Origin of the sequence: Shinella oryzae (genome assembly GCF_023038235.1) — a bacterium.
Taxonomy (GTDB): Bacteria; Pseudomonadota; Alphaproteobacteria; order Rhizobiales; family Rhizobiaceae; genus Shinella; species Shinella sumterensis.
On the sequence record NZ_CP081987.1, the window covers coordinates 1,633,569 to 1,659,757 of the forward strand.

Below are 26,189 nucleotides of genomic sequence, written 5' to 3' on the forward strand. Positions count from 1 at the left end.
CAAACCGGATTTTTCGAAATGACGATGATCGCCGCCCTGATGCTGAGCAGCCTGGTCTGGATACAGCCCTTCTGATCGGCCGCGCATGCGGCTCTGTTCCGCGAGGAACAGCGCGGGCGTCGCCGCGATCCTAGAACAGTCCCATCGAAAAGCCGGCGAGGCCGGATGCTCTGACAGGGACAGGATCATGAAAACGCTCGCTATCGCCCTCATCGCAGGGCTTGTTTCCGCCTCCGGCGCCTATGCCGCCGGTCAGTCCATCGACCCGATCGAGGTATCCTCGCTCTCGTCCGCGACACACAAGGCCGGCTGGCTTCAGGTGCTGTCGAGCGGCGAGCCGGTCGCCTCGGACAAGAAGATTGCCGCGGTCTCGCGTGCCCCCATCGCCCGCGAACTCGTCGCCTTCGACGAGAAGGTCGCGCCCGGCACCATCATCATCGTCAACTCGGAACGTCGCCTCTATCACGTCCTCGGCTCCGGCCTTGCGATGAAATATGCCGTCAGCGTCGGTCGCGCGGGTTTCATCTGGACCGGGACGGAAAAGGTGACGCGCAAGGCCGAATGGCCGACCTGGACACCGCCGCAGGAGATGCGCGACCGTGAAGCCAGGAAGGGCAAGGTCCTGCCCGTCTCGATGAAGGGCGGCCTCGACAATCCGCTCGGCTCGCGCGCCATCTATCTCGGCTCGACCATCTACCGCATTCACGGCACCAACCAGCCGTCATCGCTCGGCAAGGCGCAATCCTCGGGCTGCATCCGCATGGCAAACGAGGATGTCGAGCACCTCTATGCGCAGGTCTCCGCCGGCGCCACCGTCATCGTGCGCGATTGAACCAAGCTCAGCGGCAGGCGGAAGCGCCCGCCGCTTTTGCGATGGCGATCAGTTCGGGCCGGTACTCGAAATGCATCGTGTCGTAGTGATACCAGCGCCCGCCCCAGATGAAGCCGTGCTGTTCGAAAATCTCCACGATCTCCAGCGGATACTTGTTGGCATATGTCGGCACCCTGCCCGGCTTTCCGCCGGACCAGATCCAGTAATCCGCAAATTTCGTGTTGAGGTCGATTGCGGCGCCGAAACTGTGCACCGACATGTTCTTCGCGCCCGAGACCTTGCGCCAGTTGAACACGCCCGCCGAAGGCGACAGATACCGCTTCAGCTCGGGCTTTGCCGCAAGCGCATCGCGCACCTTCTCCAGCGCCGTCGCCGCGCCTTGCCGCTTCGTCACGCGCAACGTCTCGCCGAACCACGCGACCGGCACGAGATCAGCCCCAACCGCCTTGGCCGACGCACCGAAGAGCCGCATCATCAGCGCATCGCTGCGGATGCGGCCGGGATCGAAATCGACCTCCGGCTTCCGCTCGCAGGGCCCCAGCGGATAGATCTGCCGCAGGCTGTCCTCGACATCGCCGGAAGCAAGCGCCGCCGGATGATCCTTGGCCTTGCCGTCGTCTATCTCGAGCGGCGGGCCGCCGTCCTTGAAGATGAGCGTGTTGCCCTCCACGCCGGAGAGGCTTTCCGGGTAGGCCTCCACCAGAAGCTTGAGACGGGCCGCGAGATCCGGTTCCGCTGCCCCCGCCGCCGGGCAGGCGGCGAGGAGACCGACAATCACGCCCACAAGAAGGCGCTTAGTCGACATTGATGTTGATGTAGTCGCCATGGGCGCCGCGCCAGATCTGGACATTGATGCGCACATCGCCTTCCAGCAGCAGACGCGCGGCACCGCTGTCGATGCGGCCATGGCTGAGCATGCGCTCGGCCAGTTCCCGGTTGCGTGCCGAGGCGAAGAAGCCGTCCGTCTCATCGCCCGGCTGGCGGATGCCGAAGCGGTGCACGTTCGCCCGGTCCTGGCGGATCACCTGCCAGGGCAGCGTCAGGCGCTCATTGCTGGAATTGTAAAGATCATCCTGGCCGATATAGGCGTTGTAGCTCTCGATCAGTTCATCCGCCCGGGCTACCCCCATCGAGGCCACAAACATGCCGGCAAGTGCTGCCGCAAAAAGTCCTGTCCGCATTTCCAACTCCAGATTTCGGCTAAAGCCATTCACGATCAGGGATAAAACGGTTCTGCATGGCGCGATATTCGCAGGCGCCTACCACATTGTCTTCGCGGCCCTGCCCGGCCATTCGCGATCATAGGCTTCGCCGTCGAACCCCTTCTTGGCAGAGGCAAGCATCTGCCCGACGGTCGGCAATTGCGACGTGTCGCGGAATTTTTCGGGGTTCCAGAGGTCGGCGCGCAAAACCGCGCGGGCGCACTGGGAATAGACCTCCTCGACGGCGATCACCACGACCGAACGCGGATGGCGCCCGTCCATCACGAACCGTTGCGTGATCGCCTCGTCGATGCGCACCACCGCGCGGCCGTTCACGCGCATCGTGGTGTTGGAGCCGGGGATAAGAAACAGCAGTGCTACGCGCGGATCACGCACGATATTGGAAAGCGAATCGATCCGGTTGTTGCCGCGCCAGTCCGGCAGCATCAGCGTGCGATCGTCCTCGATATGGATGACGGCGTCGGCATCGCCGCGCGGCGAGCAATCGAGCCCCTCCGGCCCGACGGTCGCCAGCGCCATGAACGGCGAGGCCTCGATCATGGCGCGATGCTCCGGCAAGACATGGTCCGTCACCTTGACGAGCGAAGCCTCGCCCGGCGTGCCATAAAGCGCGTTCAACTCTTCGACTGATGTCACGACGGTCATGCGCTTCTCCATGCTCTGCCCAAACCGGGCGGATCGCACCTTTCCATGACAGTCGCGTGACGAAAAGCCCCTCAGGCGGCTATCCGCTGCCGATCCTCCGCAAAGAAGCCGACAATGCGGTCGATGACGGGCGCGGCCGATACGATGCGCCGGTGGCCGAAGCCGTTCGCCCATTCCAGCGTGACATTCGGCCCAGCGGCCGCGTAGCGGCGCGCATGGTGGGCGGGAACCTCCTTGTCGTCTTCGGCATGCAGCACGAGCATCGGCGTGTCCAGCCCGCCCGCCGCGCTTGCCGCATCGAAGGCCGACAGCGGCGCGCCGGCAATGCTTTCGACATGGCTTTCCAGCGCGCTCTGCGCCCGCGGCCCGAGCTCCAGGTAGCGCCCGAGATCCTTGAAAAGCCAGGTCATCTCGCTCGGCGAACCGATGGTCACGAGGCGGCGCGGCCGGTGCGCGGGAACGGCGGGCACGAGGCCGCTCGCCGCGCAGGCAAGGGCCGCACCGCCGAAGGAATGGCCGCAGAAATAGTCGAAGCCGCCAAAGCGCTGCCAGGCCGCATCGATCGCCCGCACCGCCATCGGCAGGGTGAGCGTGCGCCCGCGCGCGGCACCGTGCCCCGGCAGGTCGAGCGCCACGACCTCATGGCCGGCCGCGACCAGTTCCTCCGTCAGCGCGGAAAGATAGGCCGCCCGCGAACCCCATCCGTGCACGACCAGAACCCGGCCGGCGAAGGCCGCGCATGGCCGGGCGGCGAAACGGTGGGCGACCGCCACACGTCCGTCGAATGCGAGCGTCACGCGCTGCGCCTGCCGCATCCAGCCTTCGGAGCGCGCGAAAAGCTCCTTTTCCTTGGCGGTGCGCGGCCGGCGCCCAGGCGTCGTGGCAAAAATCCGGAACGCGGCGCGGCCGGCCGCATCGGGTGAGACGGCGGCCACGCCCGACAGCGCGAGCCGGATGACCTTCAAGCCAAAGGATGCCATAGTGGGAAACCATAAAAATGTTCAATGCTGAACAATAAAGTACAACGATGAACGAAAATCAAGCCTTTCCCTGGGATCATCCGCGCTTTCGCAGCTGGATCGGCGTGGCGCGGGCCTGCCAGCTCATGCAGCAGGCGATGACGCGCGCGATCGCGGATCTCGATATCAAGACGCCGCATCTCGACATCCTGATCAACCTCTATCGCTTCGACGGCATCTCGCAGCAGGAGCTTGCCCGCAAGCTCCTGGTCGGCCGTTCGAACATGAGCATGCTCCTGCCGCAGCTTGAGAAGCGCGGCCTCATCGAGCGCCGGCCCGATGCGAAGGACAAGCGCATCCTGCGTCTTTCGCTGACAGGGAGCGGCCGAGACCTGACGATGCAGGCCATGGCCATCCAGACCGGCCTCATCGAGCGCACTCTATCGCGCACGCCGGAAGATCGCTGCCTGCAGGTCGCCGAAGCCATGGAGGACATCATCCGCATCCTCCAGACGATGGAGCCCGCGGACGATGCCGATGACGGTTAGGCCTGCGTAAGCGCGTCCGCCGGGGTGGATTTCAGCGAGAAGAACTCCCAAAGCGCCACGCCGAAGAGCACGATCCCGGCCGCCATGAACAGCTGGTAGGGCTCGACGAACGGCACGATGACGGAAAGCCCGAGAAGCGCGGCAACACCGACGATGTGCGAGAGCGGCGAGCGCCCGCGGATCGTCGCCTTGAACCAGATATTGCCGAGCAGGAAGACCACGGGCCCGCCGATGATTGCGCTTGCCGTCTTCGCATCGAGGTGGCCCAGCGGATGGGCGAGCGCGAATTCCTCGGCCACCGCCGACAGGATGATCCCCGCGACGATCGGAATATGCGCATAGGTGAAGGCCATGCGGGCGATGCGGCCGGGCGTCGGCGAATGCTCGATCAGATGCGCCGCCTCGCCATGGCCGAACCGGAAGTAGATCCACCACATGGTCGCCGTCGAGGCGAAGGCGATGAGCAGCAGGAAGATGGTGAAGCCGTCGAGCAGTTCCATGCCCGCGACCGTGCGCCCCGTGACGAGGATGGTCTCGCCAAGGCAGATGATGACGAAGAGCGCGCAGCGTTCCGCCATGTGCTCGCCGGAGACCTGCCAGTCGCTGACGGACGAGCGGCCAAGTCCCGGCACGGCGAAACCGAGTGCCGGCGAGGCATATTCGATGGCAAGCGCAACGAGCCAGAGCGCCAGCCGCGCCTCATGCTCGACGAAGGCGCCGGCAATCCAGAACACCGCCGAGAAGATCGTCCAGACGGTGATGCGTGTGAAGTTCCGGCTGTTTTCCGGCCAGTCGCGGCGCATGGCGTGCGCGGTGAAGGCGGAGCGGCCGACCTGCATGGCGACATAGGTGAGCGCGAAGAGCAGCCCGCCGGACCCGAAGGCGGTGGGGATCGCAATGGAAAGCAGAAGCCCCAGGAACATCAGGACGAACAACAGCAGGCGCACCGGCGACTTGTCCGGATCCAGCCAGTTCGTCGCCCAGGTCGTGTAGATCCACACCCACCAGATCGCCAGCATCAGCAGCGCCGCCTCGACGAGACCGAGCGGTGAGTAGTGCGCAGCCAGCGAATGGGAGAGCTGGATGATCGTCAGGACGAAGACGAGGTCGAAGAAGAGCTCGGCGAAGGCGACCTTGCCCTCGCTCGCCGTGCCGCGGACACGCAGGCACGCGGAATGGATGAAACGCTGGTCCTCGCTTGCCGTCATGGCGCGTCCTTCTGGTAGAGCTGTTCGAGGCGGCGGTCGGGCACGATCCACAGGAGCGCGACCGCTGCGTAGAGCACGTGGGAAATCACGGGTGAGACAAAGGCCAGCACGATGGCGGCAAAATAGAACACGGGCGAAAACCGCCCCTTGAAATCGCGCCCCAGCGCGCTGCGGATGCGCGCCTTGTCGGGGTGGACGGCCACGATCCGTATCTGCAGGATCTCGTAGGCGACCGCCGTCAGAAGCAGGATGACACCGTAAAGCGCCGTCGGGATCGGCGCCGACGGGTTGTTGCCCATCCAGGCCGTGACGAAGGGAATGAGCGACATCCAGAACAACAGGTGCATGTTCGCCCAAAGCACCCCGCCGCTTGCATTGCCGCATACGGTGAGCAGGTGGTGGTGATTGTTCCAGTAGATCGCCACATAGACGAAGCTCAGGAGGTAGCCGAGGAAGATCGGCACCATCGGCACGAGGGCCGCCAATGTCGGCTCTTTCGGCACGGCCAGCTGAAGAACCATGATGGTGATGATGATGGCGATGACGCCGTCGCTGAATGCCTCGAGCCTACCCTTGTTCATGAGCGCCTCATGTCGATTTTAATTAGACATGACGCATATTTTGGTGAGTCGCCAGCGACGTTTGCGAAACGTCAACTTTCCTGTTCTTCCTCGCGGCGATGCCGCTCCTCTTCCGCGGCCGCGCGTGCACGGCCGGTGCGCGCCGCGATGATGTCGGCGGGCTGCGCATTGCCGCGAATGAGCTGGCGGCCGGCATAAATGCCGCCGACCGTTTCGAGCGCGAAGCGCTCGCGGTCCACGTCGCGGAATTCCTCCACCACGTCCTCGGCCACGTCTCCGTCTTCACCGAGCGCCTTCAGCGTTTCGCGGCTGAAGGCCACCGCCGATTCGAAGGTCTCGCGGATCTGGAAATCGACGCCGGCATGCACGAGGTCCAGCGCATGGCCGCGGTCGAAGGCGCGCGCCAGGAGCGGCACGAGCGGGAATTCCTCCTTTACCACCTCGGCGATCTTGAGCGCGGCCTCCTTGTCGTCCACGCAGATCAGGATCGCCTTGGCCGTGCCGGCGCCGGCCGCGTGCAGGATATCGATGCGCGCACCGTCGCCGTAATAGACCTTGAAGCCGAACTCGGATGCATCGCGCACGAACTCGGCATCCCTGTCGATCAGCGACAGCGTGTAGCCGCGCGCCAGCAGCGGCTGGCTGACGATCTGGCCGAACCGGCCGAAGCCGATGATGAGAACCGTACCTTCGACATTCTCCGGCAGCGTCAGCCCCTCGATCGACGGCGCCTTCTTCGGCACCAGCCGGTCGTGGGCGATCACCATCAGCGGCGTCAGGATCATCGAGATGATGATGGTCGCTGTCAGGATCGCGTTCGACTGCGCGTCGAAAATGCCGGCCGACACGGCCGCCGCATAGAGGACGAAAGCGAATTCGCCGCCCTGCGCCATCAGGACCGCGCGCTCGAGGCTCTCGGCGTGGCAGGTGCCGAGCAACCGCGCCACGATGTAGATCAGCAGCATCTTGGCGACCATGTAGCCCACCACGCTGGCCGCCACGAGCTGCCAGTTGGCCGCGATGACCGAAAGATCGATCGCCATGCCGACGCCCAGGAAGAACAGGCCGAGCAGGATGCCGCGGAACGGCTCGATATCGGCCTCCAACTGATGGCGGAAGGCGGATTCGGAGAGCAGCACGCCGGCGAGGAACGCCCCCATGGCCATGGAGAGGCCCGATACCTGCATGGCGAGCGCCGAGCCGAGCACGACGAGCAGCGCCGCAGCCGTCATCACCTCGCGCGCACCGGATGATGCCAGCACCCGGAACAGCGGATTGAGCAGATAACGCCCCGCCAGCACCAGCGCGACGACGGCGCCGATGGCGATGCCAACGGAAAGCCAGCGGTCGGACGCATCGGCCGCCGAAGCCCCCGTGCCCAGGAGGGCGACGATGGCGAGCAGCGGCACGATGGCGAGATCCTCGAAGAGCAGGATAGCGATGATGCGCTGCCCCTTGAGCGTGGACATCGTTCCCCGCTCCTGCAGCATCTGCATGACGATGGCAGTGGAGGTCATTACGAAGCCGGTGCCGGCTACGAAGGAGGGAACGAGCGGAAAGCCGAAGGACAGGCCGATACAGGTCAGCGCGGCGATTGCGCCGATCACCTGAACCGCCCCGAGCCCGAAGATATCCTTGCGCATGCCCCACAATCGCGACGGCTGCATTTCCAGACCGATGATGAAGAGGAACATCACCACGCCGAGCTCGGCGACATGGATGATCGCCTGCGGATCGGCAAAGAAGCCGAAGCCGAACGGTCCGACCACAAGGCCGGCCGCGAGATAGCCGAGCACCGAGCCGAGGCCGATCTTCTTGAAGATGGGAACCGCCGCGACGCCCGCCGCAAGGAGGACGACGACCTGCGTCAGATCGTTTGCATTCGCTTCTGCGGCCAAAGGCATCTCCCGTCCGGGCTGGCTGGACACCGCCCCGAACGGGCTGTCCGGTTATCGCGGCTTTTCCGATATATCGCGGCTCATGCCCTTCTCCGCAAGCTCGCGCTCGTAGTCGGCGAAGAGATCGGCACCCTTTTCCCCGAGTTCCCGCAGATAGGACCACGTGTAGATGCCGGTATCGTGACGATCGTCGAAACCGATGCGCACGGCATAATTGCCCGTCGGCGTCATGGAAAGGATGGCGACATTGCGCTTGCCCGGAACCGTCACCTTCTGGCCCGGTCCATGGCCCTGCACCTCGGCCGAGGGCGAAAGCACGCGCAGCAGTTCGGCGGAAAGGTCGAAGCTTGCGCCGTCGTTGAAGGTGACGACAAGGCGCTGGCGGTCCTTGGAGACACGCAGTTCGGTCGGCCAGAGATCGCCCATGTCCATTCCTTTCTTCACGCTTTCGCGAAGGACTATGCCGCAAGCCGGGGATGCGCAAGGCGCAAAATGCTGTCATAATCGCCGCACCGGCTTGACGATGCGGCCGTCGCGCACGACATGACGATCATGGAGAACGTGTCTTGAATTCGCATATTGGCCCCTGGAACGGCGCCGACCCCGTCGCGCAATCCGCCGCCCCGATGATCGATCCCTTCGGCCGGGCCGTCACCTATCTGCGCGTCTCGGTGACCGACCGCTGCGATTTCCGCTGCACCTATTGCATGGCGGAGAACATGACCTTCCTGCCCAAGAAGGACCTCCTCACGCTGGAAGAGCTGAACCGGCTCTGTTGCGCCTTCATCGCAAAGGGTGTGCGCAAACTGCGGCTGACCGGCGGCGAACCGCTGGTGCGCAAGAACATCATGCACCTGGTGCGCGAGCTCGGCCGCCACGTCCATGCCGGCACGCTCGACGAACTCACGCTGACCACGAACGGCTCGCAACTCGCCAAACATGCGGCAGAGCTTGCCGATTGCGGCGTGCGCCGCATCAATGTCTCGCTCGACACGCTCGATGCGGAGAAATTCAAGACCATCACCCGCTGGGGCGATCTCTCCAAGGTCATGGAGGGCATCGACGCCGCGCAGGCTGCCGGCCTCAAGATCAAGATCAACGCGGTGGCGCTGAACGGCTTCAACGACCGCGAGATCCCCGACCTGATGCGCTGGGCGCACGGTCGCGGCATGGACCTCACCCTCATCGAGACCATGCCGATGGGCGAGATCGAGGAAGACCGCACCGACCGCTACCTGCCGCTGTCGGAGATGCGCGCCCGCCTCGCCGAGGAATTCACGCTGACCGAAAATGCCTACCGCACCGGCGGCCCGGCACGTTACGTGACCGTCGAGGAGACCGGTGGACGCCTCGGCTTCATCACGCCGATGACGCACAATTTCTGCGAAAGTTGCAATCGCGTGCGCCTCACCTGCACCGGCACGCTCTATATGTGCCTCGGCCAGAACGACGCCGCCGACCTGCGCCTGCCGCTGCGTGCCTCCGATGACGACGCCCTGCTCTCGCAGGCCATCGACGAGGCCATCGGCCGCAAGCCCAAGGGCCACGACTTCATCATCGACCGTCGTAACCGCCCCGCCGTCGCCCGCCACATGAGCGTTACCGGCGGCTAACGCCGTCAGCCGTCGAGGCCCGTCACCGCCACCACGAAATCCGCGATCGTCTTCGTGTCGTCGAGGTCGAAGACCGGCAACGCCGTATCTGCCACGGCATGGTCGGCCGCGATGGCCACGATATGCGGATCGGTGGGCGCAAGCGGTTCGCGGTTGGCCGATTCCAGCCGCCGCGCCTCGATCTTCGGGATCGGCTCGCGCTTGTAGCCTTCGATGAGCACCAGATCGCACGGGGCCAGCCGGCCGAGGATTTCCTCGAACGAGGGCTCGGGCGCACCGCGCAACTCATGCATGATGGCGTAGCGTGTGCCCGACACGATCGTCACCTCGTGCGCGCCCGCCTGCCGGTGCCGGTAGCTGTCGGCACCCACCTTGTCGATATCGAAGTCGTGATGGGCGTGTTTGATGGTGGAGACCCGGTAGCCGCGCCCGACCAGTTCCGTCACGAGGCGCACGGCAAGCCCCGTCTTGCCGGAATTCTTCCAGCCGGCAATGCCGAAGATCTTCGGTCGTGTCATCGTTTCAGCACCTCGAGCCAGCGTTCCGCCGCGTCCAGATCGTCCGGCGTGTTGATGTTGAAGAAGGGATCGAGCGGCCCCGCAGCAGTCTCGACCGGTTGGAAGGTCACTTCCCGCGCATTGTGGCGATCGAGGAAGCTGCGCACCCGCAGGACGGAACCGCTTGCAAGCCATGCGGAAAGGTCGTCGACAACAGTGACGGGCCAGAGCGCGAAGACCGGATGCAGGCCATCCGCCGACCGGGCAACGACGATCCGCTCCGGCGCATCGGCAGCCTCATGCAGGCGCGCGACGAGATCGGCGGGAAAGAACGGGCTGTCCGTCGGCACCGTCGCGACATGGCGGGCGGCCGGATGATGGCGGCGCGCGTAGTCGAGCGCCGCCGCCACACCGCCGAGCGGACCGGAGCGCGCGGCATCGAGATCGGGAAAGACCGCCAGCCCCTCGCCCTCCGCGCTCAGGACCGGCACATTGGCGTTGATGGCGACGGTGGAAACCTGCGGCCGCAGGCGCCGAATCGCGTGGTCGAGCAGCGAAATCCCGCCAAGCCTAATACCGGCCTTGTCCCGCCCCATGCGCGACGACAGGCCGCCCGCAAGCACGACACCGGGTATCAAGACCTTGTCCGCCATATCGCCGCTCCTCCTCTGCTCTCATCCTGACCCGTCACGGCGATTCAGGCTTCGATTGCTGCGCAAGCGGTGCCTGCTTGCGGATATTCTCGCGCGAGAAGGCATAGAGCCCCGACGCCACGATAATCGCCACGCCGACCGCCATCCAGAAATCCGGAACCTCGCCGAAGGCGAGAAAGCCGATGGTCATCGCCCAGATCAGCGACGTGTAGCGGAACGGCGCGATGAACGAGATCTCCCCGATGCGCATGGCGTTGACGATGGTCTGGTAGCCGACGAGCAGCAGCACACTCGCCCCCGCCAGGCGTGCGAACGTCTCCAGCGTCATCGGCTGCCAGCCGCCGAGCGGCACGACCAACGCGCCGCCGACCAGGGTGATGGCGATGGCGGTCACCGCGCTGATGAAGATCGACGGCACGTCGCGACTTATCCGGCGGGTGGAAAGATCGCGCGCAGCAGCCCCGATGACCGACGCGACGACATAGATCGCGGCCAGCGAAAATCCTTCCGGCCCCGGCCGGATGACGATCAGCACGCCGACGAAGCCGGCAAGGATCGCCGCCCAGCGCCGCCATCCCACGGTTTCGCCAAGGAAAAGGGCCGCCCCGAGCGTCACGGCAAGCGGCAGCGACTGGAGGATGGCCGAGGTGTTGGCAAGCGGCATGGCGCCCAGCGCCGAAACATAGGCGAGCGAAGCGACGATCTCCGCCACCAGACGCAGCAGCACCGCCGGCTGCACGAGCACGCGCCAGGAACAGATCGCGCCCATCCAGGCCGCGATGCCCAGAACGAGCACGCTCGTCATCAGCCCGCGTATGAACAGGATCTGCCCCGCATTCATGCTGTGGGTGACGGATTTGACGAGCGCGTCGTTACAGGTGAAGCCGGCCATGGCGACGACCATGAAGAGCGCCCCCCTGGTATTTGCGGTAAGGCTCATGAAGAATGATTCCATGCATATCCGCGTCAGTCATAAGCCGGATACCTGCCGGTTGCATCCCCGATTCTGCCCAATGAAGCATTGCTTTGACCAAAGAACAGGCTTTTGCCGTACCCTTGGGCACGGAACTGGCGTAATTCTCATGAAAAGCCTGAATTTCAGCGGCTTGCGGGAAGTATTTCATTAAACTTCCGCGCCTATCGTTACCGCACCCCAATGAACGATCGCATGATGCGACGGGTGAAGGCGTGCCGGCGGATGAACGATCGGTGATGCCACGGAACGACGGAAGGCAGGCCGCGCCCACGCAAGGGCATGAGTGGCCCTTTCCGTTTTAGCGCTCACCCCCGGGAATGTTGATCGTCATAAACATGCCGGGGAAGCCATGTCCTTCATCGATCGCCTGCTGCAACAGCGCCGCATCGTCACCAAGGTGCTGCTGTTCGTTATCCCTCTCATTGCGCTGATCGCGGGTATCGGCCTCGTGGGATATTTCACCGCGAGCACGCTGAACGGCCACATGACGGTCACGCGCGAGACGATCAACAGCCTGTCGCACTTCCAGAACCTGCGCACCGCGCTACAGGACTTTTCCGACAGGCCGAGCCAGACGACGCGCGATGCGCTTACCGCGCGTATCGACGAGCAGGAGGCCGGCATCCACGATCTGGAAGCCCTTCTTCCCAACGAAACGGAAAAGGCCAAGATCGCCTCGGTGGTCGCGCTCGCCACCACCATGCGCGGCCAGACGGAAAATCTCTGGGCCATCGACCAGGAACGCAACGCCGTGACGGCCGATCTCGAGGGCGCGCTGGCGGCAATGACCAAGGACGGCGAGTTCGCCGAAAAGCAGATCGACGTCATCCGCGGTGAATCGGGCGAAAAGGAAGCCTTCGCCAAGGCTCTGCTGTTCGATGCCGCGGCCTACCAGGGCCTTGCCGAACGCATCGGCAAGTTCCGCAAGCCCGTCGCACTGGCGATGAAGGCCGAGGACAAGGTCAAGGCCGCCGAGACCTACCTGCCGCAGCTCGTCAAGCAGCTGGGCGAATCCAAGGCGATCGCCTCGGAGAAGGCGCTTGGCCAGATCAAGCCGTTCGAGGCCGAAATCGGGGCCGTGAAGGCGATCCTCGCCGGCAGCGACGATGCCGAAAGCAAGAAGCTGAAATTCGTGCCCGTCCTCGGCAAGCTTGCCAAGTACGAGGCGGACTTCACCAAGGCCGCCGGCGCCAATTCGGACACCGCCGCCAAGCGCTTCGTCGGCATGGACACCGAAATCGCGACGCTGAAGACTTTGATCTCCCTGATGAACGATACGTTCAAGGCGATCGGCGAGACCCGCCTGCATATCAGCGAACTCCACCGCAAGCTCGATCAGACGAGCCGCGACGCGGTGCTGGCCGACGTGAAGAACGTCTCCGCCAGCGCGGCCGAACTCGCCAAGCTCGGCGCCAAGAACGCCGCCCTGCGCGATCTCGCCCAGAAGCTCGCCCCCTCGCTGGAGCGCGTCGAGAAAGGCACGCAGAACCTGATTGCCGTCGGCGAGACCTGGCAGGCCGCACGCGCCAGCGCCTATGTCTCCGTCGCCGATGCCAGCCAGACGCTCGAGCAGTTCGTCTCCAGCGCGCAGGAAGCCGGCAAGCAGGACAGCCAGCGTTCCGCCAATGTCTCGATCATCGCCATGGTCGCCGGCACGCTCTTGGCCATCATCGGCGGCCTGATGCTCGTGGAAACGCTGCGCGGACCGCTCAAGCGCGTGACGGAAGCCATGTCGCGCCTCGCCTCCGGCGACCTCGACATCTCCATCGACGGCCGCAACCGTGGCGACGAGATCGGCGACATGGTGCGCTCGGTCGCCGTCTTCCGCGACGCCGCGCTCGAAAACATCCGCCTTGAGCAGGAAGCCGAAGCCCAGCGCCAGCTGACGGCCGAGGAACAGGCCCGCCGCGCCAGCGAGCGTGCCCGCATCGAGGCGGAGCAGACCGAGGCGCTGACGGCGCTTTCCAACGTGCTCGGCCAGCTCGCCGCCGGCAACCTCGAGGAAAGCATGACGGAAGCGCTTGCCGCCGAATATGTCGCCATGGCGCGCACCTATAACAATGCCGTCGAGGCGTTGCGGGTCACGCTGTCGGACGTTCGCGCCACGACGGTGGAGATCAACAGCGGCACCGGCAACCTCGCCACCTCCGCCGACGACCTCGCCCGCCGCACGGAGCAGCAGGCCGCCGCCCTGGAGGAAAGCTCGCGGGCGCTGCGCCAGCTCACCGATATCGTCCGCTCGACGGCCGAAAGCGCGCAGCAGACCGCCGTCTCGGTCGACGAGACCCAGAGCTATGCCCGCCGCTCCGGCGACGTCGTGGCCAAGGCCGTCGACGCCATGGACCAGATCAACAAGTCCTCGGAAAAGATCAGCACGATCATCAGCGTCATCGACGAGATCGCCTTCCAGACGAACCTCCTGGCGCTCAATGCCGGCGTCGAGGCAGCCCGCGCCGGTGAAGCCGGCCGCGGCTTCGCGGTCGTGGCGCAGGAGGTGCGTGAACTCGCCCAGCGGTGCGCAGGCGCCGCCCGGGAGATCAAGGGCCTTATCTCAGACAGCTCCGCACAGGTGCGCAACGGCGTGTCCCTCGTCACCGAGACGGGCGAGGCCCTTACCGTCATCAACCAGCACATCTCGTCCATCCACTCGCTGGTGAGCAAGATCGAGCATGCCGCCGCCGCCCAGTACGAGGGCATCAACGAGGTGAACCAGGCCGTGCATCAGGTCGAGCTCATCACGCAGCAGAACGCGACCATGGTCGAGGAGAACACCGCCGAGATCCACGGCCTGCGCCGCCGCGTGCAGATCCTCAACGAGAAGATCGATCACTTCAAGACGCGTGACCTCGACCCGATCCGCGAGGACGGCTTCGGCCGGCACCACGCCGCCTGACGCAAAGCGGCCTCGCATAGCCTGAGACCAAAGAAAAACCCGCCGGCTTCCACCGGCGGGTTTTTCGTTTTGCAAAGCGGCGCGAGGCCGGATCAGTTCGCGCTGGCGACCGGGCGGACCAGCGTGGTCACACGGCGGATGGTCACACGGCGGTTCTGTTGTTCGGCAGACTGCGTGCGCACCTTCAGGAAGCGCTCGCCGTAACCCTGCGTCTGGAGGTTTTCCGGCGGGATGCCGTAGACCTCGGTGAGCAGGCTGGCGACGGAGTCGGCGCGGCGGTCCGACAGGACGAGGTTCGACTTGTCCGAACCGACGGCGTCCGTATGGCCTTCGATGAGGAAGGTCTCGCCCGGATCCTTGTCCAGGATCTTCGACATCGCCTCCGCGACCTTGCGCAGCGTGCGTGCCTGCGACATCGGCACTTCCGCGCTTCCGGTGGCGAAGGTCACGGTATCCAGGTCGATACGGCGGACCTTGTCACGCAGGCGGGCGGACTGCTTCACCTCGTTGATCGTGTAGACGCGCTCCACCCGTTCTACCGGCGGCTCGGAGAGGAACTCGTAGTAGTCGCGATCCGGGTCGCTCGAGGTGTCGACGATATAGTCGCGCAGCGGAATGCGCAGGCGCATCGGCGGCAGCTCGTAGCCAACGTCCACGAGGTCGGGGCGCGGTGCATCGTCTTCCAGTTCCGGCGCATAGACGAGGATATACTCGCGGCCGTCGCGGCCGATGCGCGAGCGCTGGATGACGTCGCCGTAGCGATTGTAGATCGTGATGATCTGCACGCCGCCGGGACGAACGATGGTTTCACGCGTGCGGCCCCGGGCGAGCTCGTCGTAATAGACTTCCTCGGAATCGCGGCGCAGGCGCGGACGGTCGTCGCCACGCACGATCAGCTGGTTGCCGACCGACAGAACGGTGCGGTTATCGATCGTCTCGACCACGTTCACCTGCGTCACGTTGTTGTTCACCGTGTTGTTGTTCACAGTGTTATTGACGGTGTTGTTGTTGATGACCGTGTTGTTGATCACGGTGTTGTTGACGATGTTGGTCGTCTCCGGCACCGCGAAGACCGGCGCGGCGTCGACACGCTGGCCCTCTTCCTTGATGGCGGCCTCGATCTTCTGCGGAACGGCCTCACGGACCTCCTGCGGAATTTCGGCCTGCGCCGAATCGTCGGAAGCCGGCAGCGGAACCTCTTCCTGGGCGCGCAGCTCCTCGCGCTGCTTGCGGCGCTCCTCGCGGCTCATGCGGCCACCGGTATTGTCGGCGTCCTTGTCGCTGTCGAGCACGGCAGCACCGTTTTCGACCGGCAGCACGACGGTTTCGTCCGTCTTGCCCGGGTCCTCGGCAATGGCCTGCTTTTCCTCAGGCGAAAGCGTGTCGACGACTTCCGGAACCGGCTCGCCGGCAGGCGTTTCACCGGTCTCGGCCGTTGCCGGCTGCTCGGTGCCGGCTTCAGCGGGCTGCTCCGCCGTGCTACCGTCGGCGGGCTGCTGCTGCTCGTCGGTCACGATCGCCGGCTGCTGCTCGACGGGCTGTTCTTCCGCCGGCTGCTGCTCGGTCTGCTGCTGCTGTTCCTCGGCGGCCTTCTGCTGTTCTTCAGCCTGACGCTGGGCTTCCTCGTCGGCAGCCTTCTGCTGCTCGGCGGCTGCACGCTGGGCTTCTTCGTCAGCGGCCTTCTGCTGTTCCTCGGCCGCGCGCTGGGCCTCCTCGTCGGCAGCCTTCTGCTGTTCCTCGGCCTGACGCTGGGCCTCCTCGTCGGCAGCCTTCTGCTGCTCGGCGGCCGCGCGCTGGGCTTCCTCGTCGGCGGCCTTCTGCTGCTCCTCAGCCGCGCGCTGGGCTTCTTCCTCGGCGGCGCGCTGCTGTTCTTCGGCCTGGCGCTGTGCCTCTTCGTCGGCGGCCTTCTGCTGTTCCTCAGCCTGGCGCTGGGCTTCCTGCTCGGCAGCCTTCTGCTGCTCTTCGGCCGCGCGCTGGGCTTCTTCCTCGGCGGCGCGCTGCTGCTCTTCGGCCTGGCGCTGCGCCTCTTCCTCGGCGGCGCGCTGTTCTTCGGCCTGGCGCTGCTGCAGCAGCTCTTCTTCGGACGGCTGGGCCTGCTCGCCGCTGTCCTGGGCGACTTCGAACGGCTTCATGAGGGCATCGGCGAGTGCCGGCGTCGCGATCAGCGACGCGGAAAGCACCGGGAACGCCACGGTTGCGAAAAGTTTTGAGCGGAAAGTCATCGTTTTGTCCTCACGGTGTCCCGTCTTGTTAGTGTCGGGAGCCTGCCGCCGGCATTCTTTGTTGCCGATCGGCGAGTCGCCCGTCTTCCTCTAAGGCCTAGTCATGCCTGCCTGAACCGTGGCTGAACGGCCAGCGGTGAGCGACGAGATAGGTCGCGCCGCCGCCAAGACCAGAGGTGCGCGGAAATTGTCGTTGAAAGGGGGCGGAATGACGGCGCAAAAGGAGTTGATTTTTACGCGCAAACAGGCCGATTATCCCATCCAAGCGGGCACCCCGCCTGCTTTACATCAAGGCCCGGACAACAAGAAAAACCCGAGAGCCTTCAACAGAGAGGATCAACATGCGTATTTCCAAACGTTTCACGCTCGCAGCCTCGGCTGCGGTCATCGCGCTCTTCGCCTCCTCCGCGATGGCTGAAGGCGAGAAGATCGTGATCGGCACGGAAGGCGCCTACCCGCCCTTCAACAACCTCGAGTCGGACGGCACGCTGACCGGCTTCGACATCGACATCGCCAAGGCGCTCTGCGAGGAAATGAAGGCCGAGTGCACCTTCGTCACGCAGGACTGGGACGGCATCATTCCCGCCCTGATCGCCAAGAAGTTCGACGCCATCGTCGCGTCCATGTCGATCACCGCCGAGCGCAAGCAGCAGGTGGACTTCTCCAAGAAGTACTACAACACACCGCCGGCCATCGTCGTGCCGAAGGATTCCGACATCAAGGAAGCCACGCCCGAAGCGCTGGCCGGCAAGACGCTTGGCGCCCAGGGTTCCACGACCCATTCCAACTATGCCGAAGCGCATATGAAGGACAGCGAGGTCAAGCTCTACCCGACGGCCGATGAGTACAAGCTCGACATCGCCAACGGCCGTATCGACGCCGTCATCGACGACGTGGTGGTGCTGTCGGAATGGCTGAAGACGGCTGACGGCGCCTGCTGCAAGCTGCTCGGCACGCTGCCCCTCGATCCGGTCATCAACGGCGAAGGCGCCGGCATTGCGGTGCGCAAGGGCGATCCGCTCGCCGACAAGTTCACCGCGGCGATCGCGGCCATCCGCAAGAGCGGCAAATACCAGGAAATCAACGCCAAGTACTTCCCGTTCGACGTTTACGGCGATTGAGACTTGGACACGTTGGGTTGATGCCGGTTTTTTCTGACCCCATCACCGGATTGCAGAAGCGGGAGGGCTTGCCCTCCCGCTTCTTTTGCTTGAGAACTTGACGACAAAATGAAAGGCGCGCACAGCGTCTGACAACAAGCGCGAAACGCGCATCGGGGGTTTGGCATGAGCGGGTTCTTTACCGCCATCGTCGAGGCGGTAACCGCAGCATTGGGGATCGTGGACCCGCTCTGCGGACCGGTCGGCATCTTCACGCTGTTTGCAGGCGACACGCTTCTGGCCTGTGGCGATACCGGCTGGGGCGACGAGATCGCGCTCGGCTTCCTGGTCACAGGCAGCCTGGCGCTCGCGACGCTGCCGGTCGGCCTGCTGTTCGGCTTCTTCATCGCGCTGGCCAAGCAGTCCGAGGAACGCTCACTGCGCCTGTCGGCCAATATCTACACGACCCTCTTCCGCGGCCTGCCCGAACTTCTGACGCTCTTCATCGTCTATTACGGCCTGCAGATCCTCGTGCAGAATGCCGCGACCGCCATCGGCTACCAGGGCACCGTCGAGATCAACGCCTTCTTCGCCGGCATGATCGCGCTCGGCGTCGTCTTTTCGGCCTATTGTTCGGAGGTGCTGCTGTCGGCCTTCAAGGCCATTCCCCGCGGCCAGTACGAGGCCGGCCATGCGCTCGGCCTGCATCGCGGCCGCACGATGCAGCGCATCATCCTGCCGCAGCTCATCCGCATCGCCCTGCCGGGCCTCGGCAACCTCTGGATGGCGCTGCTCAAGGATACCGCCTTGGTCTCGGTCATCGGCCTGCCGGATATCCTGCGCCAGACGGGCGTGGCCGCCCGCGTCACCAAGCAGGCGTTCGAATTCTATGCCATCGCCTGTCTGCTGTTCCTCATCCTCGCCTTCCTCTCCTCGCTGATTTTCTCCAGCATCGAGCGCTGGGCGAAGCGTTCGGAGGCGGCACGATGAGCCACGTTTCCACCAGCCTCATTCCGCCGCAGGAGCCGCCGCCGGCCCCGCCGCGGCCCTTTACCGCCGGCCGGTTCTTCGGAAACGTCTTCATGGGCGTCTGGCTGGCGCTGACCATCGGCATCTTCCTGATGCTGGTCGAGGGCTGGGATCCGGAAAAGTTCACCCGCTACGGGCCGAACTACCTCTCCGGCCTCGGCGTGACGCTCACGCTCGTCGGCCTCTCGGTCGCGCTGGGCGCCGTCCTGTCGCTGCCGCTCGCCTTCGCGCGCATGTCGAAGAACCCGGTCTTCTCGTGGTTTTCCTACGGCTACGTCTATTTCTTCCGCGGCACGCCGCTGCTGACCCAGCTCTTCCTCATCTATTACGGTCTCGGCAGCTTCTCGGCCGAACTGAAGGCCTGGGGCCTGTGGTGGTTCTTCCGCGATGCGTGGAACTGCGCCCTCCTGACCTTCACGCTCAACACCGCCGCCTACCAGGCCGAAATCCTGCGCGGCGCGATCGAAAGCGTACCGCGCGGCCAGCACGAGGGTGCCGCGGCCCTCGGCCTGCCGAAGAAGATCGCCTTCTTCAAGGTCATCCTGCCGCAGGCGCTGATCGTGGCCCTTCGCCCCTATGGCAACGAGATCATCCTGATGATCAAGGGCTCGGCCATCGTCGCCATCATCACCGTCTTCGACCTGATGGGCGAAACCCGCCGCGCCTTCTCGCGCACCTTCGACTACCAGGCCTATCTGTGGGCAGCGCTGCTCTACCTCATCATCGTGGAGCTGCTGCGCAATGTCTGGGCCTGGCTGGAAGCGCGCCTCACCCGTCACCTGAAGCGGTGACACGGTTGGCAGCACTCGCCTGACGATGCTGCCAACAATTTGAATCCAAAGGATTATTTGTTTTCACGGGCAAAAATCAACACTTGCTTAACCATGGCGGCGCTTCAATCATAAGGACCATCATTCTTGTGAAATGAGAGGTCCCGATGACGAACGACATGGCAATGCAGCTCAAGGGCTACGGCATGACGACGGCCCAGATTCTCTATCGCATGCCCGACCATCCGACATTCCTGCAGACCTATATCTGGCAGCATTACGATCTCGCGCCGGACTTTCCGGAGATGAAGCGCTTCCTGAAGTTCTGGCAGGAGAAACTCGACGGCCCGCTGCACTCGATCCGCTACGTGCACCGCCACCTGATTTCGGCCAGCGAGTGGCGCGCACTGAAGGGCGAATTCATCATCAACTGACGTCCTGCGGCCTGCTTGCCAAGCCCGGCGGGCGGGCCTAAGAGACGCGGCATGAAGAAGATCGACGAAGACGCGCTCGCGGAAGCCTATAACCGCGCCCTCTCGCTGGAGAAGTCCGGCGATTTCGATGCCGCCGCCAAGGCCTATGCCGAGGTGCTGGCGCTCGATCCCGAGGACCATGGCGGCGCGGCCGTGCGCCTTGCCTCCATGGGCCGCGGCGAGACCCCTGAGAAGGCGCCCGACGCCTATGTGACCACGCTGTTCGACCAGCATGCCGAAGTCTTCGACAACGTGCTCGTCGACCAGCTCGGCTACTGCGTGCCGCTTCTGGTGCGCCAGCGCTTCCAGGCGCTGGAACTCGGCCCGTTCGACCGCGTGCTCGATCTCGGCTGCGGCACGGGCCTGACCGGCGGCGCGCTGCGCGACATGGCCGAGGACATCACCGGCGTCGACCTCTCGGAAAACATGGTCGAGATCGCGCATGAGAAGGATCTCTACGAGACCCTCTATGTCGCCGAGGCCGTCGATTTCCTCGATGACAACGACGACGAGCCCTTCGACCTCATCGCCGCGACCGACGTGCTGCCCTATCTCGGTGCGCTCGAGGCGCTGTTCTTCGGCGCGGCCGAAAATCTCGTGCCCGGCGGCCTCTTTGCCTTCTCGTCGGAAACGCTGCCGTACGACAGCTTTGCCGGCCGTCCGTTCATGGTGGGCCCGCACCAGCGCTTCGCCCATGCCGGATCCTATGTGCGCCAGCGCCTCCACGAGACCGGCTTCGACGTCGTGGAGATGTCCGACATCACCGTGCGCATGGAGGAAGGCGAACCGATCGCCGGCCATCTGGTCATCGCCCGGTATCGCGGCTGACGCGAAAGACTTTCACCCCGGCCCGTGATCCGCTAAACGTCCTGCCAGCGATTGCAGGAGAAGACGGCATGGCAAAGGTTGCGTTCATCGGTCTCGGCGTCATGGGCTATCCCATGGCCGGCCATCTCAAGATCAAGGGCGGCCATGAGGTCGCGGTCTATAACCGCACCTTCGCCAAGGCGGAAAAGTGGGCGGCCGAATTCGGCGGCGCGGCCTTCCGCACCCCGGCCGAGGCCGCGAAAGATGCCGATTTCGTCTTCACCTGCGTCGGCAATGACGACGACCTGCGCGCCGTCACGACCGGCAAGGACGGCGTGTTCGACGGCATGAAGCCCGGCGCCATTCTCATCGACAACACCACCGCGTCTGCCGAAGTCGCCCGCGAACTCGACGCCGCCGCCAGGGAGCGCGGCTTCGCCTTCATCGACGCGCCGGTTTCCGGCGGACAGGCCGGTGCCGAGAACGGCGTGCTCACCGTCATGTGCGGTGGCGACGAGGCGACCTTCGCGACGGCAAAGCCTGTTATCGACGCCTATGCCCGCATGGTCGGCCTGATGGGCCCGGCGGGTGCCGGACAGTTGACCAAGATGGTCAACCAGATCTGCATCGCCGGCCTCGTGCAGGGCCTCGCCGAAGGCGTGCATTTCGGCAAGAAGGCCGGGCTCGACATGGAAGCCGTCATCGACGTCATCTCCAAGGGCGCTGCCGGTTCCTGGCAGATGGAGAACCGCCACAAGACGATGATCGCCGGCAAGTACGATTTCGGCTTCGCCATCGACTGGATGCGCAAGGACCTCGATATCGTGCTGTCGGAAGCCCGCCGCAACGGCGCCAAACTGCCCGTCACCGCGCTGGTCGACCAGTTCTACGGCGACGTGCAGGAGATGGGCGGCAACCGCTGGGACACGTCCTCGCTGCTTGCCCGGCTGGAGCGCAAGTAGATGATGCTTCGCGCCGCCGCCGTCGCCCTCCTCCTCGTGTCATCCGCCGCAAGGGCTGACGCGGACGACGATGCGTCGAGGCACGCGCTTCTCGCCGGGCTGCACGCGAAAATCACGAGCTGCTGGGCTCTCCCGCCGGACCTTCCCGACACCATCAAGCCGGTTCGCGTAAAGTTTTCGCTGACACCGTCGGGCGAACTCGACGGATCACCATCCATAGACGGTCCCGTCGCCGGCGATCCCGCGACGAAGGCCTTCGCCGCAAGTGCCGTTCGTGCGGTCGTTCGCTGCGCCCCGTATGCGGAGTTGGCGAAACGCGCATCCTATGACGCGTGGAAGACGATCGTCGTCACGTTCAATGCGCCGGATCTCTGAAGGCGCTCAGTCCTCGCCGCTTTTCTGGTTGTCCACGACCATGTAGTCGAGCGGAAGCTCGGTCGTGTACTTGATCTGCTCCATCGCAAAGGCCGACGACACGTCGCGGATCTCGATACGGGCGATCATGCGCTTGTAGAAGGCGTCATAGGCGGCGATATCGGGCACGACCACGCGCAGGAGGTAATCCACCTCCCCGCTCATGCGGTAGAATTCGACGACTTCCGGGAACTCGACGATCACCTCGGAGAAGCGCTTCAGCCATTCGGTCGAATGCGAATTGGTGCGGATCGAGACGAAGACCGTGACCTTGGTGTTGATCTTGACCGGATCCAGCAGCGCGACACGCTTGCGGATCACACCGTCTTCTTCCATCTTCTGGATGCGGCGCCAGCAGGGGGTTGTCGACAAGCCAACCTTCTTTGCGAGATCGGCAACTGCAAGCGTGGAATCCTCCTGCAAGAGGCGAAGGATTTTGCGGTCCAGACGGTCCATTGGTTTCCCCTACGAAAATTAATTCCCCTATATATCGATTTTTCGGCGAATAGGAAGAATTATATTTCAGTCGTTAGACGTTTCACCCAGCTTTGCAGTTCCGGCAAAATCTCGGCCTCAAACCACGGATTGCGCTTCAGCCAGCCGGTGTTGCGCCAGGAAGGGTGCGGCAGCGGCAGCACGGCGGGCGCTTCATTGCGGCCGAGATGGCGGCGCCAGTCGCGAACCGTCTCGGTCATGCTCGCCGCTTTCGCGGCACCCAGATGCCATGCCTGCGCATATTGCCCGATCGCCAGCACCAGCTCGACCTGCGGCATCGTCGCCATGATGCGTGCACGCCAGAACGGCGCGCATTCGCGGCGCGGCGGCAGGTCGCTGCCATGGGCGTCGTAGCCCGGAAAACACAGGCCCATGGGAACGATGGCGAAACGGTCGGGATCGTAGAACACCGCGCGATCGACGCCGAGCCAGGCGCGCAGCCTGTCGCCCGATGCGTCGTTGAAGGGAAGTCCGCTTTCGTGCACCCGAAGCCCCGGCGCCTGTCCGGCAATCAGGATACGCGCCGTGGAGGAGATGACGGCCACGGGGCGCGGTTCGTGCGGCAGCACGTCACCCGCCTTGGCCGGCGCCTCGCGACAGAGCCGGCAGGCAGCGATCGCCACGCGCAGGGCAGCCAGATCCTCGGGGTTTGCAGCCTTGTCCATCGCCCGTTCCGTCAATCCAGCCCCAGCAGACCCAGAATGCGCCCCACAAGGCCGGGTTCGGCCGTGTGAACGCCCTCCGGCTGGCGGCCGTTCATCCGCCGCCAATCCTGCGGCCGATCGAAGGTGCTGCCCCACAGCCCCTTGCGCTCGGCCTTGGCAAGCTGCTCTTCGTGTTCGTAGTCGCCATAGGCGACGGCAAGCCCATCGCGCACCATGCGCTCGCCAAGGTCGATGCCGTTGGCCTCGCAGCGCGACAGCAGCCGGTCGTACTTGTCCTTGCCCTGGACGCGGCATGTCACGGGGCCCGCGCGCATCAGCTCGGCCAGCCGCGAGCGCGCCGCCACGTCGCAGCGCCATTCCCCGTCGTCCCTCTTGCAGATCTGCGACATTTCCGGTGCGTCCATGCCGATGAGCCGGATACGGCGGCCGTCCAGCGTGATGGAATCGCCGTCCTTCGCCCGCGCCGCACCGCCAATCGTCTCCACGCTACCGTCGCTAAGACGCACGATGATCAGCACGATCAGCACCATCATGGCGACCGCCACGCCGACATCGCGCATGCGCCTGGAAAAACTCATGGAACTCATTTCCCGATTTCGAATCTGCCCAAGCGTCATAGGATGAATGGCACCGCATTTCACGTCACGAAAAATGCCGGAATGGTTCGCAAATGGTTTATGCGAGGCAGCATCTTCTTAAGGATTGCCACCTAGACTGCAACGCTGTCCGTAACAGTTGCAGTCATCATGAGTACCGGCGTCAGCACCTCGACCGACAAGATCATTGTCGACAAGTCGCGCAGCCATCGAAACAAGGCTGTTTCGCGGACCGTTCGCGCGACTCGTGATCGCTTGCAGGTCGCCACGGGCGTCTCGCCGGGTTTCGAACGCGAGATGATGCAGCTGCATGTCGGCTCGGTGGCACAGAGCGCGCTCGCCATTCCCGTCGTCGTCATGCTCATTGCCGCCGGCGGCGTCTATCTCACGCAGGAAATCGGCCTCGTTGCCTGGGCGGTGCTGGCGCTCACCATGCACGCCATCGGCATGATCGTCGCGCAACGCGCGCGCGGGCGCGAGATCACGGCGGAGAACGTGCGGCGCTGGCAACGCGGCTTCCTCATCGCACAGGTCTTCATGGGGCTCGCCTGGGTCGCCTTCTCGCTGCAAACCTGCGGCAGCTGCACCGGCGTGACCTTCGACTTCTACAAGGGTTCCGCGCTGCTCGTCGCGCTCGCCGTGACGGCGATGAGCACGCTGATGCTGCGCCACGCCATTCTCTGCGCCTTCCTGCCCACCGTGGCCGTGCTCATCGTCGTGGCCGTGCTCTCGCCCGCACCCGGCACCGTCGGCATGGCGGCGATCATCACGGCGGCCATGCTCTTCCTCGTCTTCATGACGCACCGCCTGCGCTACACGAGCGCCCAGCTCCTCTCCTCGCAATCGGAAAAGGACGACCTGATCGCCGAGCTGGAAGTCGCAAAATCCATGTCCGACGAGGCCCGCCGCCGTGCGGAAGAGGCCAATCTCGCTAAATCGCGTTTCCTCGCCTCCATGTCGCATGAACTGCGCACGCCGCTCAACGCCATCCTCGGCTTCTCCGAGGTCATGTCGACCGAAGTGCTCGGGCCGCTGAACAACCCGATCTACAAGGAATACACCTCCGACATCCACCGTTCGGGCCAGCATCTCCTCAATCTCATCAACGAAATCCTCGACCTGTCGCGCATCGAGGCCGGCAAATACGATCTGGCGGAAGATTCCGTGCATCTCGTCGATATCGCCGAGGATTGCATCGGCATGGTGCAGCTGCGCGCCCGCGCCAAGAACATCACCATTTCCGAGCAGGTGGAAAGCGGCATGCCGGCGGTCTGGGCGGATGAGAAGGCGCTGCGCCAGGTCATCCTCAACCTGCTCTCCAATGCCGTGAAATTCACGCCCCAGGGCGGCGAGGTCGTCGTGAAGGCCGGCTGGACGGCCGGCGGCGGGCAGTATGTCTCCATCAAGGACAACGGTCCCGGCATTCCGGAAGAGGAAATCCCCGTCGTGCTCTCAGCCTTCGGTCAAGGGTCGATCGCCATCAAGAGCGCCGAACAGGGCACCGGGCTCGGCCTGCCGATCGTCCAGGCGATCCTCGCCAAGCACAACGGCGAATTCATCCTGAAATCGAAGCTGCGTGAAGGCACCGAAGCCATCGCCATCCTGCCGGCCAAGCGCGTGCTGGAAAGCCTGCCCGCCGTCAGCGAGACCCACGCGGTCGCCCCGCGCCGCAAGAGCTTCGCGTGATCCTCAGATAAACTTCGAAATCACCACATAGCCCGCACAGGCGGCATTGGCGATGATGAGGCAGAACACCGCGAAGGAACCGAGGTCCTTCGAGTGCTTGCCCATTTCGGAGATTTCCGGCGACACGCGGTCGACGATCTCCTCGATTGCGGTGTTCAGCGCCTCGAAGGCGATCATCAGCAGGAAGAGGATGGTCATCGCCACGAATTCGAACAGCGTCGCGCCGACGAAGACAAACAGCACCATGGCGACGACGAAGGCGATCAACTCGTGGCGGAAGGCGGATTCGCCAAGCAGGCGGCGCGCGCCGTCGGCCGAGTAGGTCGCGGCCGCCAGGAGGTGGCTGAAGCCCGTCTTTTTCGTAATTGGTCCCTGACCCATTCCGTCATCCCCTGCTGCCGGACCCGTCGAGCGAAGCCCCACGGGTCCAATCCACGTCATTTT

Annotated in this window: 28 protein-coding genes; 12 read left to right on the forward strand and 16 right to left on the reverse strand. The window is 64.5% G+C overall.

The window, feature by feature from the left end:
* Nucleotides 1-187 precede the first annotated feature (187 nt).
* Nucleotides 188-832, forward strand: coding sequence for a L,D-transpeptidase (locus tag K6301_RS08105; protein WP_247220399.1), 645 nt, complete (start codon nt 188-190; stop codon nt 830-832).
* A gap of 7 nt (nt 833-839) precedes the next feature.
* On the opposite strand, the gene K6301_RS08110 is transcribed toward K6301_RS08105, so the two are convergent.
* From K6301_RS08110 to K6301_RS08125, 4 genes are all read right to left on the reverse strand, one after another.
* Nucleotides 840-1,637: a M15 family metallopeptidase gene (locus K6301_RS08110; protein WP_247220401.1), complete on the reverse strand. Its 798-nt coding sequence runs from the start codon at nt 1,635-1,637 to the stop codon at nt 840-842.
* On the reverse strand, nt 1,627-2,013 hold the full coding sequence (locus K6301_RS08115) for a hypothetical protein (protein ID WP_134649989.1): 387 nt from the start codon (nt 2,011-2,013) through the stop codon (nt 1,627-1,629). Before K6301_RS08115 ends, K6301_RS08110 begins: the two co-directional genes overlap by 11 nt.
* Before the next feature lie 78 nt (nt 2,014-2,091).
* Nucleotides 2,092-2,700 (reverse strand): pyridoxamine 5'-phosphate oxidase family protein, encoded by a 609-nt coding sequence (locus K6301_RS08120; RefSeq protein ID WP_247220403.1) that lies wholly within the window; start codon nt 2,698-2,700, stop codon nt 2,092-2,094.
* Nucleotides 2,701-2,771: 71 nt separating this feature from the next.
* Nucleotides 2,772-3,680: an alpha/beta hydrolase gene (locus tag K6301_RS08125; RefSeq protein WP_247220405.1), complete on the reverse strand. Its 909-nt coding sequence runs from the start codon at nt 3,678-3,680 to the stop codon at nt 2,772-2,774.
* A 47-nt stretch (nt 3,681-3,727) separates the two neighbouring features.
* On the opposite strand from K6301_RS08125, the gene K6301_RS08130 reads away from it, so the two are divergent.
* The gene (locus K6301_RS08130) at nt 3,728-4,207 is read left to right on the forward strand and encodes a MarR family winged helix-turn-helix transcriptional regulator (RefSeq protein ID WP_247220407.1); all 480 of its coding nucleotides are present in this window, start codon (nt 3,728-3,730) and stop codon (nt 4,205-4,207) included.
* Here K6301_RS08130 and K6301_RS08135 read toward each other — a convergent pair.
* From K6301_RS08135 to K6301_RS08150, 4 genes are all read right to left on the reverse strand, one after another.
* Nucleotides 4,204-5,415 (reverse strand): low temperature requirement protein A, encoded by a 1,212-nt coding sequence (locus K6301_RS08135; RefSeq protein ID WP_247220409.1) that lies wholly within the window; start codon nt 5,413-5,415, stop codon nt 4,204-4,206. The genes K6301_RS08130 and K6301_RS08135 overlap by 4 nt on opposite strands.
* Nucleotides 5,412-5,996, reverse strand: a complete 585-nt coding sequence (locus K6301_RS08140) for a TMEM175 family protein (protein WP_247220412.1) — start codon at nt 5,994-5,996, stop codon at nt 5,412-5,414. The genes K6301_RS08135 and K6301_RS08140 overlap by 4 nt, the downstream gene beginning before the upstream one ends.
* A gap of 71 nt (nt 5,997-6,067) precedes the next feature.
* Nucleotides 6,068-7,894 (reverse strand): monovalent cation:proton antiporter-2 (CPA2) family protein, encoded by a 1,827-nt coding sequence (locus K6301_RS08145; RefSeq protein WP_247220414.1) that lies wholly within the window; start codon nt 7,892-7,894, stop codon nt 6,068-6,070.
* A 51-nt stretch (nt 7,895-7,945) separates the two neighbouring features.
* A complete protein-coding gene (locus tag K6301_RS08150; RefSeq protein WP_134649996.1) occupies nt 7,946-8,320 on the reverse strand; it encodes a gamma-butyrobetaine hydroxylase family protein in 375 nt (124 codons plus the stop codon).
* Between the two features lie 200 nt (nt 8,321-8,520).
* On the opposite strand from K6301_RS08150, the gene moaA reads away from it, so the two are divergent.
* Nucleotides 8,521-9,507 (forward strand): GTP 3',8-cyclase MoaA, encoded by a 987-nt coding sequence (gene moaA / locus K6301_RS08155; RefSeq protein ID WP_160869933.1) that lies wholly within the window; start codon nt 8,521-8,523, stop codon nt 9,505-9,507.
* A gap of 5 nt (nt 9,508-9,512) precedes the next feature.
* On the opposite strand, the gene mobB is transcribed toward moaA, so the two are convergent.
* Genes mobB through K6301_RS08170 form a run of 3 tightly spaced genes read right to left on the reverse strand, consistent with a single transcriptional unit; the run spans nt 9,513 to nt 11,597 of the window.
* Nucleotides 9,513-10,025 (reverse strand): molybdopterin-guanine dinucleotide biosynthesis protein B, encoded by a 513-nt coding sequence (mobB, locus tag K6301_RS08160; RefSeq protein WP_160869220.1) that lies wholly within the window; start codon nt 10,023-10,025, stop codon nt 9,513-9,515.
* Nucleotides 10,022-10,657: a molybdenum cofactor guanylyltransferase MobA gene (gene mobA / locus K6301_RS08165; protein ID WP_247220416.1), complete on the reverse strand. Its 636-nt coding sequence runs from the start codon at nt 10,655-10,657 to the stop codon at nt 10,022-10,024. Before mobA ends, mobB begins: the two co-directional genes overlap by 4 nt.
* 34 nt (nt 10,658-10,691) lie before the next feature.
* Complete coding sequence (locus K6301_RS08170) at nt 10,692-11,597, reverse strand: DMT family transporter (protein ID WP_247220417.1); 906 nt, start codon at nt 11,595-11,597, stop codon at nt 10,692-10,694.
* A gap of 385 nt (nt 11,598-11,982) precedes the next feature.
* Between K6301_RS08170 and K6301_RS08175 the strand changes: the two genes are divergently transcribed.
* Nucleotides 11,983-14,526, forward strand: a complete 2,544-nt coding sequence (locus tag K6301_RS08175) for a methyl-accepting chemotaxis protein (protein WP_247220419.1) — start codon at nt 11,983-11,985, stop codon at nt 14,524-14,526.
* A 92-nt stretch (nt 14,527-14,618) separates the two neighbouring features.
* Here K6301_RS08175 and K6301_RS08180 read toward each other — a convergent pair whose 3' ends face one another.
* Nucleotides 14,619-16,748, reverse strand: coding sequence for an OmpA family protein (locus tag K6301_RS08180; RefSeq protein WP_247220421.1), 2,130 nt, complete (start codon nt 16,746-16,748; stop codon nt 14,619-14,621).
* Nucleotides 16,749-17,089: 341 nt separating this feature from the next.
* Between K6301_RS08180 and K6301_RS08185 the strand changes: the two genes are divergently transcribed.
* The 7 genes from K6301_RS08185 to K6301_RS08215 all read left to right on the forward strand — a co-directional run bounded on the left by K6301_RS08185 (nt 17,090) and on the right by K6301_RS08215 (nt 22,264).
* Entirely contained in the window at nt 17,090-17,869 is a 780-nt protein-coding gene (locus K6301_RS08185) for an ABC transporter substrate-binding protein (RefSeq protein ID WP_247220423.1), read from the forward strand.
* Between the two features lie 165 nt (nt 17,870-18,034).
* On the forward strand, nt 18,035-18,838 hold the full coding sequence (locus K6301_RS08190) for an ABC transporter permease (RefSeq protein ID WP_247220424.1): 804 nt from the start codon (nt 18,035-18,037) through the stop codon (nt 18,836-18,838).
* On the forward strand, nt 18,835-19,668 hold the full coding sequence (locus K6301_RS08195; RefSeq protein WP_247220426.1) for an ABC transporter permease: 834 nt from the start codon (nt 18,835-18,837) through the stop codon (nt 19,666-19,668). The genes K6301_RS08190 and K6301_RS08195 overlap by 4 nt, the downstream gene beginning before the upstream one ends.
* A gap of 146 nt (nt 19,669-19,814) precedes the next feature.
* Nucleotides 19,815-20,081 carry an usg protein gene (locus tag K6301_RS08200; protein ID WP_134650006.1) on the forward strand — a complete coding sequence of 89 codons (267 nt, stop codon included), beginning with the start codon at nt 19,815-19,817 and terminating at the stop codon, nt 20,079-20,081.
* Between the two features lie 51 nt (nt 20,082-20,132).
* Nucleotides 20,133-20,948: a class I SAM-dependent methyltransferase gene (locus K6301_RS08205; protein WP_247220428.1), complete on the forward strand. Its 816-nt coding sequence runs from the start codon at nt 20,133-20,135 to the stop codon at nt 20,946-20,948.
* Nucleotides 20,949-21,016: 68 nt separating this feature from the next.
* The gene (locus K6301_RS08210) at nt 21,017-21,889 is read left to right on the forward strand and encodes an NAD(P)-dependent oxidoreductase (RefSeq protein ID WP_247220430.1); all 873 of its coding nucleotides are present in this window, start codon (nt 21,017-21,019) and stop codon (nt 21,887-21,889) included.
* A complete protein-coding gene (locus tag K6301_RS08215; protein ID WP_247220431.1) occupies nt 21,890-22,264 on the forward strand; it encodes a hypothetical protein in 375 nt (124 codons plus the stop codon). It abuts the gene before it with no gap.
* Between the two features lie 6 nt (nt 22,265-22,270).
* On the opposite strand, the gene K6301_RS08220 is transcribed toward K6301_RS08215, so the two are convergent.
* Genes K6301_RS08220 through K6301_RS08230 form a run of 3 tightly spaced genes read right to left on the reverse strand, consistent with a single transcriptional unit; the run spans nt 22,271 to nt 24,041 of the window.
* Nucleotides 22,271-22,759 carry an Lrp/AsnC family transcriptional regulator gene (locus K6301_RS08220; RefSeq protein ID WP_134650010.1) on the reverse strand — a complete coding sequence of 163 codons (489 nt, stop codon included), beginning with the start codon at nt 22,757-22,759 and terminating at the stop codon, nt 22,271-22,273.
* 59 nt (nt 22,760-22,818) lie between these two features.
* Complete coding sequence (locus tag K6301_RS08225) at nt 22,819-23,463, reverse strand: uracil-DNA glycosylase family protein (RefSeq protein WP_247220433.1); 645 nt, start codon at nt 23,461-23,463, stop codon at nt 22,819-22,821.
* Between the two features lie 11 nt (nt 23,464-23,474).
* Entirely contained in the window at nt 23,475-24,041 is a 567-nt protein-coding gene (locus tag K6301_RS08230; RefSeq protein ID WP_247220435.1) for a thermonuclease family protein, read from the reverse strand.
* A gap of 168 nt (nt 24,042-24,209) precedes the next feature.
* Between K6301_RS08230 and K6301_RS08235 the strand changes: the two genes are divergently transcribed.
* Entirely contained in the window at nt 24,210-25,745 is a 1,536-nt protein-coding gene (locus K6301_RS08235; protein ID WP_247220437.1) for a sensor histidine kinase, read from the forward strand.
* Between the two features lie 3 nt (nt 25,746-25,748).
* Here the strand turns inward: K6301_RS08235 and K6301_RS08240 are convergent, their stop codons facing one another.
* On the reverse strand, nt 25,749-26,126 hold the full coding sequence (locus tag K6301_RS08240; protein WP_247220438.1) for a diacylglycerol kinase: 378 nt from the start codon (nt 26,124-26,126) through the stop codon (nt 25,749-25,751).
* Nucleotides 26,127-26,189: the final 63 nt, after the last annotated feature.